Origin of the sequence: Bacteroides sp. 2_2_4, assembly GCF_000157055.1 — a bacterium.
Taxonomy (GTDB): Bacteria; Bacteroidota; Bacteroidia; order Bacteroidales; family Bacteroidaceae; genus Bacteroides; species Bacteroides ovatus.
Window position 1 is genome coordinate 333,045 of record NZ_EQ973362.1, and the last position, 13,742, is coordinate 346,786.

Sequence of the window (13,742 nt, forward strand, 5' to 3'; positions counted from 1 at the left end):
CTATATGAAAAAGTTATGTATTAATATATCACTCTTCTTTATGTTGCTGACTTTAAGTTCGTGCAACGACTGGCTGGATGAAGTAAAACAAACGACTACCGTTAGTGATGAAATCATCTGGCAAGATGAAACCCAGGTTGACAAATATGTGAATAGTTTCTATCCCCTCCTGCATGATTACGGTCAATTCGGGGAGGCCCAATTCTACGGAAGTTTTACAGAAAGTCTGACTGACGCATTTAAGTATGGTTCATATACGCTGGGACACAGAGCCGGCCATCCTAATCTTTATGTACTTACACCGGATGCTATCTCTCCGGATAACTGTCTATACAGTATCTGGCTACGTTCAACAGCATACAAACAGATCCGAGAAACAAACCAATTTCTATCTCTACAAAGAAAATATTCCGAATTTTCAGCAGACAGAAATAAGCTTTGGGAAGCTCAAGTACGCTTTTTCCGTGCATTTGTATATTTCCAGTTAGCCAAAAGACATGGAGGTGTCATCTTGTATGACGATCTGCCGGTATCAACTAATAAAGCCCGCAGCAGTGCTGAAGAAACCTGGCAATTCATAGCTGACGATCTTGATTTTGCAGCCAATAATTTACCCAAGGAATGGGATGCGGCAAATAAAGGGCGTATCACCAAAGGAGCAGCCTATGCACTGAAATCAAGAGCTATGTTATATGCCAAACGTTGGCAGGATGCCTATGATGCTGCTAATAATGTAATTGCACTCAAACTATATGGTCTGACGGACAAATATGAAGATGCATGGAAAGGGAATAATAAAGAAGCGATTCTGGAGTTTGATTATGATGCTGCCAACGGGCCTAATCATCTTTTCGACCGGTATTATGTACCACAATGTGATGGTTATGACAATGGTTCAACAGGAACTCCTACCCAGGAAATGGTAGAATGTTATGAAAGCAAAAATGGAGAAAAGATAGACTGGACACCCTGGCATGGCATTACTGATGAAACTCCTCCATACGACCAACTGGAACCTCGCTTCGCCGCAACTGTAATCTATAGAGGATGTACCTGGAAAGGGAAAAAGATGGATTGCAGCCTTGACGGAAAGAATGGTGTGTTTATGCCTTACCGGGAACAGGGTACTTCATACGGCAAAACCACAACCGGTTATTTTTTAAGGAAATTGTTAGATGAAACGCTAACAGACGTCAAAAATGGGAAAAGCGCCCAACCGTGGGTTGAAATTCGCTATGCAGAAGTTTTATTGAACAAAGCAGAAGCAGCTTATCGACTCAATAAGATCGGGGAAGCCCAAAGTGCAATGAATGAGGTACGCGCCAGAGTAAAAGTGAATTTACCGGGTAAATCCTCTACAGGCGAGGCTTGGTTCAAAGATTACAGAAATGAAAGAAAGGTTGAACTAGCCTATGAAGGTCATTTATTCTGGGATATGCGTCGTTGGGAATTAGCCCATATTGAATACAACAACTATCGCACACATGGCTTCAAAATCATTGGCGCTACCAATACATACGAATATGTTGATTGCGACGGGCAGGACCGCAAGTTTATAAAGAAATTATATGTCCTTCCTGTACCGTCTGAAGAATTGAAGAATAACTCATTGATTGAGCAATATGATGAATGGAAATAACAATAAAACTCTTAGAACAATGAAAAACAAAATTATATCAATCATCCAGGCATTAGTTCTTCTATGGGGAGTAACTAGTTGTCACAGTCCTGAAGAGTTGGGTTCTGACATTCAACGCGAAGGTATCAACAGCATCACTGCATCGTTTCCGAACGATGACAGCAGCGAAAATAGTTTCAAAGGTGAGATAGATTATACCAATCATTCAATCACATTTGTTTTCCCATACAATTATCCCAAATTGTCGGATAATGTATTGCCGACCTCTGCACTAAAACGGGTAAGATTGAGTGCCAGTTTAGCGAATAATGTCAGTGTAACTCCACCATTACTTTATATGGATCTTACCCAAGACAACTATATCACAGTGAAAGATCAGACCTCCGGGACTAGTACCGAATTCAAAGTAATAGGTGAAATCCGTAAGAGCAACGAATGTAGTATCACCAAATTCGATATTCCTGCCATAGGGCTATTGGGAGTCATTAATGAAAACGAAAAAACAATTTCATTAGTAACCATAGATAATGTAGGGGAGCAGATAGCTAACATTGATATCTCACATGGAGCAACATGCAGTCCCAACCCCGAAACAGAAGCACTAGACTATGAACAAGAACAGACCATTGTTGTCACAGCACAGAATGGTATAGATAAAGCAACATATACGGTAAAAAAAGATATTCCGCAAAAAACTGTTGCAGGTATTCGCCAAGGAAGCGGTAAGCTATTATGGTCTAAAAGACTATCTGAAATAAGCGGTATTCTGCTACCGGGTAAAGTAACCGGACTTGCAGTAGTCGACAAATATGTTGTCATCAACGAACGTGCCAATGATCGTGCCATTTACTTAAATAGCCAGACCGGAGAAATAGCAGGTTCTATGGATATCAGCCAATTTGCCGGTGATAATTCAAACTTCCATGCAACAGCAGATCGGGGAAATAATATTTTATTCTGCAGCTATACTCCATCAGGAGGTACTTTCACTGTATGGAAAGCTAATGGAGTGAATGAGAAACCACAGAAATATATTGAATATAAAACTGGCACTAACATAAGATTTGGTTGGAAGATCTCTATCCAAGGAGATTTGGATGCCAATGCCCTTATCACAACTCCGGTATTCCAAAAGGATAGTAAAGTGCAATTCGCCCGTTGGCGTGTCATAAATGGTACTTTACAATCACAAAGTCCGGAATTTGTCATTATGAGTTCCTCTCTACTGACTTCAAACTGGATTAAATGGGCGGATGTGATTTATGCTGATGACACTGATACTCAAAGTGACTATTTCTTGGCCAGCCATGTCACAGATACTTCTGCCAAACGCTATTTCTACTGGTTTAAAGGAACAGACAATAGCATAAAAGCGGCAAATACGGGTGCTCCGGGTAACACAATTATCAATGCCGTAGACTATGCCGTGTTCAACAAAGTACCTTATATCATTTACAATCATGTAAATAGTTTCAACTATGCCGTAACTGGTTCTGATGCTGTCCGTATGTATGATCTTAGTAGCGGCTCGTTCGACAACCAAATAATAGTATGTCCGGACAAGATATATGGAGGTCTCGAGAATTCCGGTCAAAACACCGAAGGAACCGGAGATGTCGTATTTAAAGTTGCCAAAAATGGTTATTATCTATACGTTTATCTCGTATTCTCTAATGGAGGCATCGCCTGCTACCAATATGACTGTATTGATATGTAATACAAACAACCAGTAATCAACCTTATAATATACCACTAAATATGAAATTAAAAAATTTATGGTTAATAGCAGTTGCAATACTCATATACGCTTGCAATGCAGAAGAAACGAGATCATGGGAAGTTACTTTTGATCCAAATAAGCCCAAAGATCCAAATGAACAAAGCATTATTAATGTGGCGGCAGGCAAATTCTATAAAATGAATGTTGTAGCCAACAGTGCCTATGCTGATAAAGCCCCTCTCGATCCCTGGACATCCGGCACCAAACTGACGGATGAGGAGACCGGTACCCTCTCGACTAAAAACAGAGGAGTCGGTTGGGATGCACAAACTGTAGAAGTAATAATTGATTTGGGATCATTACGCAATATCACAGAAGTATCAGTACATGCTATTTCCGATCCGACATCACAAATTGTATTCCCTGCTCAAATAGAAGTATCAACCAGCAAGGACAAAAGCCAATGGGAAAAAGCAGCCTCACCAATTACCTATTCCGACAGCAACGGAAAGTCGGACGCTTGGGGAAAAACAGACATTAGTAATGTAGCATGCAGATATGTGAAAGCGACTCTCAAATCTTCAGCTTCCACCAGTACGATGATGCTCATCGACGAAATCAAGGTAATGGGAGAATTTCATAATGACATGAAGTACGTCCCCGAAAAAGGGTGTTATCATGGAGCATTCCCACCATTATACGGATTCGATCCGGAAGACCGCGAAGGAAGTACTGACCAGTGTGCCGTTGCCTTATTTGAAAAATTGGTGGGAAAGCAACTATCTATGATCTTATGGTATCAGAATATGGAACCGGGACGAAATTTCAGCGAAATGCAAACAGTACGTGAGAAATACTGGGGAAAAAACTATCAGGGCAAATACCGATTCTTCCTTTACGGATGGCTGCCCGTCATTCCCACCCAACAAATGGCAAATGGCGAACTCGACGATTTTCACAAATCATACTTCGCCGAAGTAGCTGCCCAAAAAGTACGTGACATGGGACCTATCTGGTTCAGACCAGCCAACGAAATGAATGGAAGCTGGACTCCGTATTACGGAGATCCCACAAACTATGTCAAGGCTTGGAGACGTATGTATAACATTGCAGAACAGTTGGGTGTCACTGCCTACAATGTCTTCGTATGGTCACCCAACAGTGTAAGCATGCCAGGTACAGAAGCAAACGCAATGAAAAACTATTATCCAGGAGATATGTATGTAGATTGGCTGGGAGTAAGCTGTTATCCACCATCGCTTAGTGCTACTTATCCGGAAGAAAGAAGATATCCGCTCACACTGATGCAAGGAATCAAGCAGGTATCGGCAGACAAGCCTATCATGATTAGTGAAGGAGGATACTCCAGCACATGCGACCACCAGAGATGGGTAAGAGAATGGTTTAAGCTGAAGGATGAAGAGCCACGTGTCAAGGCCGTCGTATGGGAGAATCACGAAAATGCAGAGAATGGTGACCGCCGTCTGCAAAGTGACCCTCTGGCACTTGAACTGTACAAGGAACTCGTCCAGGATCCTTACTGGCTTGATTTGATCCCGGATGCTGTGTACAGTGAAATTGAAACAAGAAAGAATAATTCAAAATAATCAAAGACAACAAGTATTCTAGTATGAAAAGACTGACTCCATATAGCTGGCTGATTCTGATTATATTCTCCTCCTGTCTGACTGGTAATAAAGTAGCAAGTACTGATAAACAGATAGAAAGTTTATTATCACAAATGACTTTGGAAGAGAAAATTGGAATGTTGCACAGTAACACGATGTTTTCAAGTACCGGTGTTCCAAGGCTTGGCATCCCCGACCTGCACTACTCCGACGGACCTCACGGAGTAAGATTTGAGGGAGTAGCCAATGGGTGGGAATCCGCCCGATGGGATAACGACGCATGTAGCTATCTACCTGCATTAAGCGCCTTAGCATCTACTTGGAACCGTGATCTGGCACAGCTATATGGAGAAGTTCTTGGAGCTGAATGTAAAGCACGCGGTAAGCATGTGAGCCTGGCTCCGGGAGTCAACATTCACCGTTCCTTACTCAATGGACGTAATTGGGAATATTTCAGCGAGGATCCTTTCTTCTCCGGTGAACTGGCTGTTCCATATATACAAGGAGTACAGTCACAGGGAGTAGCCTCTTGTGTGAAGCATTTTGCTCTGAATAGCCAGGCATACAACCAGTACAAAGTGAGTGTAGAAGTAGACGAACGCACCTTACACGAAATTTATCTTCCGGCTTTTGAAGCTGCCATACAACGAGGTGGAGCCATGGCAGCCATGGCGGCATATAACAAGGTTCGAGGGTTGTGGTGTACGGAAAGTCCTTATCTTCTTGATACTTTACTTCGTGATGAACTAGGATTTGACGGATTAGTCGTATCGGACTGGAATGCAGTCCATAACACAGAGCGAACAGCTCTGTGCGGTATGGATGTCGAAATGGGAACAAGCATCAAAGAAAATGGGAAATATGCTTTCAATAAATATTATTTAGCCGATCCTTTATTGAAGAAAGTACGTAATGGAGAGATTCCGGAAGAAGCCGTCAACAAAAAAGTACGCAATATTCTGAAATTGATGATTCGACTTGATTTAATAGGACAAGTTCCTTATGACACTACAGGTATGGCAGCCAAACTTGCAATACCTGCCCATACTAAGGCTGCCAGAGAAATAGCGGAGGAATCATTGGTATTATTGAAGAATTCCAAAGATATGCTACCACTAGACCCTGCACAATACAAGAATGTCGCAGTGATTGGCGCAAATGCGACCGAAGTATTTGCAGCAGGAGGTGGCAGTACAAAACTTAAAGCTAAATATGAAGTTACTCCTTTGGAAGGGCTACAAAATCTTTTAGATGGAAAAGCCCGGATCGAATATGCACCCGGTTATCAATTGAGTAAAAAGGCGTATAAGGTTGGTCATTGGTTCACGAACGAATTTGATAAATCCGATGAAGAGCTATATAAGAAAGCAATCAATACAGCTGCCCAAGCAGAATTGGTTATCTATATAGGTGGAACCTCCCACGAACATGGTTCTGACTGTGAAGGGTACGATAAGCCGAATTTAAAGCTTCCTTACCAACAGGACAGATTATTAAAAGGTATCCTGGAGGTTAATCCCAACACTGTAGTGGTACTAATCTCCGGTGGCCCCGTCGAAATAGGAGAATGGTATAATGATGCTACGGCATTACTGCACGGCAGTTTTCTAGGGATGGAAGGAGGAAATGCACTGGCACGTACATTGTTTGGAGAAGTCAATCCTTCGGGAAAACTGACTACTACCTGGTGTAAGCATCTGGAAGATATGCCTGATCACGTATTTGGAGAATATCCGGGTATAAACGACACCGTCCGTTTCAAGGAAGGGCTTATGGTCGGCTACCGCTACTTCGATACTTACCGTGTAGTCCCCCAATTTGAATTCGGTTATGGATTATCCTATACCACTTTTACTTATTCAGACATAAAGATGAAACCTGTATGGAAAGACTCGGACACAGAGTTTGCCGTATCATTCACCATTACTAACACGGGAAAACGATATGGCCAGGAAATTGCACAGTTATATTTGCATCAAAACAAATGTTCTGTAGAACGCCCGTTTAAAGAATTAAAAGGGTTCACTAAGGTTGGCTTAAAACCGGGTGAATCCAAACAAGTCACTATCAAGTTACCGCGCCGCGCCTTACAATACTACGATACTGAAAGTAAACGCTGGAAAGACGAACCAGGTATGTTTACAGTATTAATAGGCGCATCGTCACGGGACATCAAATTACAGAAAGATTTCGAACTGAAAAAATAAAAAACACATGGGAAACAATAACCTTATAAGCAGCAAAAAGACATACTACATATCAATTGCAATTCTGGCAGGGATGTTCTTTATCTTCGGATTTGTGTCGTGGGTCAATGCCATACTGATTCCATACTTCCGCATATCCTGTGAACTGACACATTTCGAATCCTATTTTGTCGCCTTTGCATTTTACATCGCCTACTTTGTAATGGCTATCCCCTCGGGAGTACTTCTCAAGAAAGTGGGATTCAAGCGAGGTATTATGTATGGTTTTATGCTTACCGCCTTAGGAGCTTTCTTATTTGTTCCGGCAGCATTAGCCCGTCAGTTCGAGATATTTCTGGCCGGTCTGTTTTCCATCGGCACCGGATTAGCCATATTGCAAACTGCCGCTAATCCTTATGTCACTATTATCGGTCCTATTGATAGTGCCGCCAGACGAATCAGTATTATGGGAATATGCAATAAATTCGCAGGTATCGTCTCACCGCTCATATTTGCTGCATTGATATTAAATGTTACCGACAAGGAGCTTTTTGCCACTATAGAATCGGGGACTTTAGACATAGTCACAAAGAACGCTATGCTTGACGAATTAATACAACGCGTCATTGTGCCTTATGCTGTTCTAGGCGTTATTTTACTGCTTACCGGTATCGGTATCCGTTACTCCATTCTGCCTGAAATCAATACAGACGAAGAAAACAGCACGGAAGATACAGGTAGCCACCATCACACCAGAAAAAGTATTTTCGACTTTCCTTACCTTATCTTAGGAGCAGTGGCTATATTTCTTCATGTAGGAACACAGGTTATCGCAATTGATACAATCATCAATTATGCCAATTCGATGGGTATGGACCTGCTTGAAGCTAAAACTTTTCCCTCATATACATTGGCCTGTACTATGATTGGTTACCTCCTAGGAATCCTGTTAATACCCAAATATGTTTCACAAAAAAATGCACTTATAGGTTGTACCATCATCGGATTACTCCTTTCATTCGGAGTTGTATTTGCAGATTTTGAAGTAACTCTGTTCGGTCATCATGCCAATGCCTCCATTTTCTTTCTGAATGCATTGGGTTTCCCAAATGCTTTAATCTACGCAGGTATCTGGCCACTTTCCATTCATGGACTGGGGAAATTCACCAAAACCGGTTCCTCTCTTCTTATCATGGGATTATGTGGCAATGCCATTCTGCCTCTGATATATGGTCATCTGGCAGATATGTATAGTCTGCGTTTCGGTTATTGGGTATTGATTCCCTGTTTTTTATATTTGGTTTTCTTTGCAGTTAAAGGTCATAAAATAGACTCCTGGAAATAAATTAAAAACGAAATAATATGGAAAGACTCATCATAACAAATGGAAAACTCATTCTACCAACAGGCATAAAAATGGGGCAAACATTGATATGCGAAAATGGAAAAATTGAGCAGATTATTCCCAATGGAAGCTATCAGCCGCTCGTCGGTGACAAGGTAATAGACGCCCGTCAGAATTATGTTTCACCAGGATTCATCGACATGCATATCCATGGAGGAGGAGGACATGACTTCATGGATGGTACTATCGAAGCTTTTCTCGGAGTGGCCGAGACACATGCCAAGTATGGTACTACCGCAATGGTTCCCACCACACTTACTAGCACTAACGAGGAGTTAATGACGACGTTTACCGTATATCGGAAAGCCAAAGAAATGAATATCAATGGTTCGCAGTTTATCGGTTTACATTTGGAAGGACCTTACTTTTCACCGAAACAATGTGGTGCGCAAGACCCGAACTTCCTGAAAAAGCCGCAAGCAGAAGAATATAATGCCATTCTGGAAGCCTCAAAAGATATTATCCGTTGGAGCGTAGCTCCAGAGTTGGAGGGTGCTCTAGCACTAGGGCAAACTCTGCAACAACATCATATTCTGCCCTCCATCGCTCATACCGACGCGATTTATGAAGAAGTTGAGAAAGCCTTTACAGCAGGTTATACACATGTGACCCACCTTTATTCGGCCATGTCATCAGTGACCCGCAAAAATGCTTTCCGCTATGCCGGAGTAGTAGAAGCCGCCTACTTGATTGAAGATATGACAGTGGAGATTATTGCCGATGGCATACATCTTCCGAAACCCCTGCTCCAATTCGTATACAAGTTCAAAGGAGTTGATAAAACAGCCCTCTGCACTGATGCCATGAGAGGAGCGGGTATGCCGGACGGTGAATCGATATTAGGTAGCCTCAACAACGGTCAGAAAGTCATTATCGAAGACGGAGTGGCCAAAATGCCGGATCGGAAAGCTTTTGCCGGTAGTGTTGCAACAACCGACCGACTGGTTCGAACCATGATATATTTAGCCGGTGTTCCTCTCATTGACGCCGTCCGTATGATGACCCTGACGCCCGCCCGTATTCTTCATATTGACAAAGAAAAAGGTTCTTTAGAAATCGGTAAGGATGCCGACATAGTCATTTTTGATAATCAAATAAATATAAATAATACAATATTAAAAGGCCATGTTATCTATACTAAATGAAACTAAGACCAAAGTTTTTCAGCAGGAACAATTAACAGTTCGAATTTTCCCGTCCATTCAAGAGATGGGCAGTGTAGCCGCAAAAGAAGTCGGCGACCAAATTTGTCGCTTATTGGAAAGCAAACCGGAAATAAATATGATTTTCGCCGCTGCCCCCTCACAAAATGAGTTTTTGAGTCATCTGATTCATGACAAACGCATCGACTGGACCAGAATAAACGCTTTTCATATGGATGAATACATCGGTATACATCCGGAAGCCCCACAAAGTTTTGGACATTTCCTTAGAATTCGTATCTTTGACAAAGTTCCTTTCAAGAAAGTCAACTATCTGAATGGTCTGGCGGAAAACCTTGAAGAGGAATGTCAGCGATATGCAGACTTGCTGACTAAGCATCCGGTTGACATCGTTTGTTTGGGAATTGGAGAAAATGGGCATATTGCTTTCAATGATCCGGATGTAGCAGACTTTAATGATCCCAAACTTGTGAAAGTAGTTGAACTGGACCCAATATGTCGCCAACAGCAAGTCAATGAAAAATGCTTCAAGACACTAGACTTAGTACCCAAAGAAGCTTTAACACTCACGATACCGGCTTTGCTAAAAGCTGAATGGATGTTTTGTATCGTCCCGTTCAAAAATAAAGCTCAAGCAGTCTATCAGACTGTTTATGGTGAAGTTTCAGAAAAATGTCCGGCCAGCATATTGCGAAGAAAAGAAAATTCTTCGTTATATTTGGACCCGGAAAGTGCAGAAAGAATTAATTTATAAAGGATTATGAAAAACAGAATCTCACTTCTTATACTACTGGCTATCAGCTTCAGTATACACGCACAAAAAGTTATGCGGATCGGAATTATTGGTCTGGACACATCCCATTCCACCGCTTTCACCGAATTGATTAATAGTGGTTCGGATGAGACCTTTTCCAAAGGTTTTAGGGTAGTAGCAGCGTATCCGTACGGTTCAAAGACTATTCAATCCAGTTACGAACGAATCCCCGGATACATTGAAAAGGTCAAAGCAAATGGCGTGGAAATCACCTCATCAATAGCAGATTTACTGGAAAAAGTAGACTGTGTCCTTTTGGAAACCAATGACGGCAGACTACATTTGGAACAAGCCGTCGAGGTATTCAAATCAGGTAAGATATGCTATATTGACAAACCTGTCGGAGCTACTTTAGGAGATGCAATCGCTATTTATGAAATGGCAGAAAAATACAATGCACCTGTTTTTTCCTCTTCTGCTCTTAGATTTACTCCTCAAAACCAGAAATTAAGAAATGGAGAATTTGGCAAAATCCTTGGAGCCGATTGTTATTCTCCTCACAAAGTGGAGCCAACGCATCCGGATTTCGGTTTCTATGGCATTCATGGAGTAGAAACATTATACACAATTATGGGAACAGGATGCGAATCAGTCAACCGGATGTCTTCAGATAGAGGGGATGTAGTAGTAGGACGATGGAAAGATGGTAGAATCGGAACTTTCAGAGCGATTATAAAAGGACCGCAAATTTATGGTGGAACTGCCTATACTTCAAAAGGAGCAGTAGCCGCAGGAGGTTACCAAGGTTATAAAGCGCTTCTTGAACAGATTCTTAAATACTTTCAAACAGGAATCTCTCCTATCTCCAGAGAAGAAACAATTGAAATATTCACTTTCATGAAAGCATCCAATATGAGTAAAGAAGAGAATGGAAGAATTGTCACATTGGAAGAAGCTTACCAAAAAGGATGGAAAGACGCCCGGAAATTAATCAAAACCTATAAAAAGTAAGAGAATGAAATCTATATATAAAGGGACTGCCATTATAGCAATTTTATTTATAGTCGTTTCTTGTTCTTTCTCGAAAAAGCAAGCTGCGAATAGGATGGAGACAAATGATCTACCCCAATTGGAAATAGTAGTACTCGATCCCGGACATTTCCATGCCAGCCTGCTTCAAAAAGAGAAATTGACAGATGTCAGTGACACCATCCGGATATATGCCCCCGAAGGAACAGGCGTCAATCAATATCTGGAAAGCATTGATTCTTATAACCAGCGGGCGGAATCTCCTACGACATGGAAAAAACAAGTATATACCGGAGATGATTATCTCCAGAAAATGCTTGCCGATCATAAAGGTAATGTAGTAGTATTGGCTGGAAACAATCAGAAAAAGACGCGCTATATCATGGAGTCTATCAAAGCCGGATATCATGTCCTTGCCGATAAGCCACTGGCTATCAATCCACAGGATTTCAAGTTATTGACAGAAGCCTATCAACTCGCCAAAGAAAAGAATCTTCTTTTATACGATCTGATGACGGAACGTTATGATATCCTCAATATCATAGAAAAAGAGCTTTTGCATCAGACGGAATTATTCGGAGATTTACAAAAAGGTTCACCGGACAATCCATCTGTCATAATGGAAAGCGTGCATCATTTTTTCAAGACAGTTTCTGGCAAGCCATTAATTCGCCCGGCATGGTATTATGATGTAGAGCAACAAGGAGAAGGGATTGCAGATGTTACAACACATCTGATCGATCTTATCAACTGGCAATGTTTTCCTGATAAAACGATTCATTATCAATCGGATGTCACCGTGAATGCCGCCAAACACTGGGCAACTCCAATTACATTAGCAGAGTTCAGTCAATCGACACAAGTCGATTCTTTTCCCGCTTATCTTAATCGATACATAAAAAACGATGTATTGGAAGTGATGGCAAACGGAAGTCTCAACTATACCGTTAAAGGGATTTGTATAGGAATAAAAGTCACATGGCATTATACTCCACCCACTAACGGAGGAGATACATTTACTTCCATAAAGAAAGGAAGTAAAGCCACTTTAAAAATCGTTCAGGATGAAAAAAATGGATTTGTAAAAGAGCTATATATACAGAAAGAACCGGACATTGACAATCGGACATTTGAAGCTCAATTGCAAAAAACAGTGGAACAGCTTCAAATAACTTATCCGTTCTTATCTGTCAAAAACAAAAAGAATGGAACTTATCTGATTGACATACCACAGGAAAAACGATTAGGACACGAAGAACATTTCAGCAAAGTGGCAAAGGCTTTCCTGCATTATGTACACAATCAGGATATGCCGGAATGGGAAAATGAAAATACACTAGCTAAATATTACATTACTACTACTGCTGTAGAAATGGCAAAGAAAGGAAACAAATAAACAAAACAATAGGTGTTAGAAACAAGATGCAAATATTATGAAAATGAAGCCATGTTTCATGGCTTCATTCCTCATATCATGGGGACCCGATTCGATATCCTGCTCATTCATTCCGATATCGACCGATTGAATACACTTTGGGCAGATATCGCCTATGAGCTGGAGCGATTGGATAAAATATTAAATCGTTTTGATCCTCATAGTGAAGTTTCCAAGATTAATAATCATGCTTCTCAAAGCAAGATTCAAATCAGTAAAGAGATGAAATCAATCTTACAGCTTTGCTCATACTATTATGAGACCACTTCACACTTATTCGACATTACATTAAAAGATTTCTCCCAAATACAACTTCATGAACATTCATATATCTCCTTTACATCTCCTGATATTTCACTTGATTTTGGAGGTTTTGCCAAAGGATATGCTTTGAAGAAAATAAGAAAATTCATTGAACAGGAGAATATTAGTGATGCATTTGCTAATTTTGGAAACAGTTCGATCCTGGGTATAGGACATCATCCTTATGGAGATTGTTGGAAAGTCAGTTTTCTGAACCCGTACAATCAGTCTCTTCTAAAAGAATTCGATCTGCAGGATACAGCATTATCCACTTCCGGCAATACGTTACAATATACCGGACACATTATGAATCCGCTTACAGGCATATTTAATAAACAACGAAAAGCAAGTTCTATCCTGTCCCCCGACCCGTTGGAAGCCGAAATTCTTAGTACGGTCTGGATGATTGCCAATGAACAGGAACAAAAAGAGATTTCAGAAAAGTTCAATAATATACAAGCAACCCTATACAATTTATGA

10 protein-coding genes are annotated in these 13,742 nt (G+C 41.0%); all 10 read left to right on the forward strand.

The annotated features are described in order from the left end of the window. Nucleotides 1-4: 4 nt before the first annotated feature. The 10 genes from BSCG_RS09860 to BSCG_RS09815 are packed head-to-tail and all read left to right on the forward strand — an operon-like array spanning nt 5 to nt 13,742. Nucleotides 5-1,639 carry a RagB/SusD family nutrient uptake outer membrane protein gene (locus BSCG_RS09860; protein ID WP_004299618.1) on the forward strand — a complete coding sequence of 545 codons (1,635 nt, stop codon included), beginning with the start codon at nt 5-7 and terminating at the stop codon, nt 1,637-1,639. Nucleotides 1,640-1,658: 19 nt separating this feature from the next. Next, nucleotides 1,659-3,356, forward strand: coding sequence for a DUF5018 domain-containing protein (locus BSCG_RS09855; protein ID WP_008776506.1), 1,698 nt, complete (start codon nt 1,659-1,661; stop codon nt 3,354-3,356). Nucleotides 3,357-3,397: 41 nt separating this feature from the next. After that, complete coding sequence (locus BSCG_RS09850; RefSeq protein WP_008776507.1) at nt 3,398-4,966, forward strand: glycoside hydrolase family 26 protein; 1,569 nt, start codon at nt 3,398-3,400, stop codon at nt 4,964-4,966. Between the two features lie 23 nt (nt 4,967-4,989). Then, nucleotides 4,990-7,194: a beta-glucosidase family protein gene (locus tag BSCG_RS09845; protein WP_008776508.1), complete on the forward strand. Its 2,205-nt coding sequence runs from the start codon at nt 4,990-4,992 to the stop codon at nt 7,192-7,194. Nucleotides 7,195-7,201: 7 nt separating this feature from the next. Next, nucleotides 7,202-8,518, forward strand: a complete 1,317-nt coding sequence (locus BSCG_RS09840) for a sugar MFS transporter (RefSeq protein ID WP_004305154.1) — start codon at nt 7,202-7,204, stop codon at nt 8,516-8,518. 17 nt (nt 8,519-8,535) lie between these two features. Beyond that, entirely contained in the window at nt 8,536-9,723 is a 1,188-nt protein-coding gene (gene nagA / locus BSCG_RS09835) for an N-acetylglucosamine-6-phosphate deacetylase (RefSeq protein WP_004305156.1), read from the forward strand. Beyond that, nucleotides 9,704-10,495: a glucosamine-6-phosphate deaminase gene (locus BSCG_RS09830; protein ID WP_004305159.1), complete on the forward strand. Its 792-nt coding sequence runs from the start codon at nt 9,704-9,706 to the stop codon at nt 10,493-10,495. The genes nagA and BSCG_RS09830 overlap by 20 nt, the downstream gene beginning before the upstream one ends. Before the next feature lie 6 nt (nt 10,496-10,501). After that, nucleotides 10,502-11,506: a Gfo/Idh/MocA family protein gene (locus tag BSCG_RS09825; protein WP_008776509.1), complete on the forward strand. Its 1,005-nt coding sequence runs from the start codon at nt 10,502-10,504 to the stop codon at nt 11,504-11,506. A gap of 4 nt (nt 11,507-11,510) precedes the next feature. Next, on the forward strand, nt 11,511-12,920 hold the full coding sequence (locus tag BSCG_RS09820; protein ID WP_008776510.1) for a putative oxidoreductase C-terminal domain-containing protein: 1,410 nt from the start codon (nt 11,511-11,513) through the stop codon (nt 12,918-12,920). A gap of 51 nt (nt 12,921-12,971) precedes the next feature. Then, nucleotides 12,972-13,742 carry an FAD:protein FMN transferase gene (locus tag BSCG_RS09815; protein WP_032849614.1) on the forward strand — a complete coding sequence of 257 codons (771 nt, stop codon included), beginning with the start codon at nt 12,972-12,974 and terminating at the stop codon, nt 13,740-13,742.

What these genes read in the sequence shown, in the direction of transcription:
- BSCG_RS09860 (WP_004299618.1), top strand. Translation starts at nt 5, where the DNA reads ATGAAAAAGTTATGTATTAATATATCACTCTTCTTTATGTTGCTGACT.
- BSCG_RS09855 (WP_008776506.1), top strand. Translation starts at nt 1,659, where the DNA reads ATGAAAAACAAAATTATATCAATCATCCAGGCATTAGTTCTTCTATGG.
- BSCG_RS09850 (WP_008776507.1), top strand. Translation starts at nt 3,398, where the DNA reads ATGAAATTAAAAAATTTATGGTTAATAGCAGTTGCAATACTCATATAC.
- BSCG_RS09845 (WP_008776508.1), top strand. Translation starts at nt 4,990, where the DNA reads ATGAAAAGACTGACTCCATATAGCTGGCTGATTCTGATTATATTCTCC.
- BSCG_RS09840 (WP_004305154.1), top strand. Translation starts at nt 7,202, where the DNA reads ATGGGAAACAATAACCTTATAAGCAGCAAAAAGACATACTACATATCA.
- nagA (WP_004305156.1), top strand. Translation starts at nt 8,536, where the DNA reads ATGGAAAGACTCATCATAACAAATGGAAAACTCATTCTACCAACAGGC.
- BSCG_RS09830 (WP_004305159.1), top strand. Translation starts at nt 9,704, where the DNA reads ATGTTATCTATACTAAATGAAACTAAGACCAAAGTTTTTCAGCAGGAA.
- BSCG_RS09825 (WP_008776509.1), top strand. Translation starts at nt 10,502, where the DNA reads ATGAAAAACAGAATCTCACTTCTTATACTACTGGCTATCAGCTTCAGT.
- BSCG_RS09820 (WP_008776510.1), top strand. Translation starts at nt 11,511, where the DNA reads ATGAAATCTATATATAAAGGGACTGCCATTATAGCAATTTTATTTATA.
- BSCG_RS09815 (WP_032849614.1), top strand. Translation starts at nt 12,972, where the DNA reads ATGTTTCATGGCTTCATTCCTCATATCATGGGGACCCGATTCGATATC.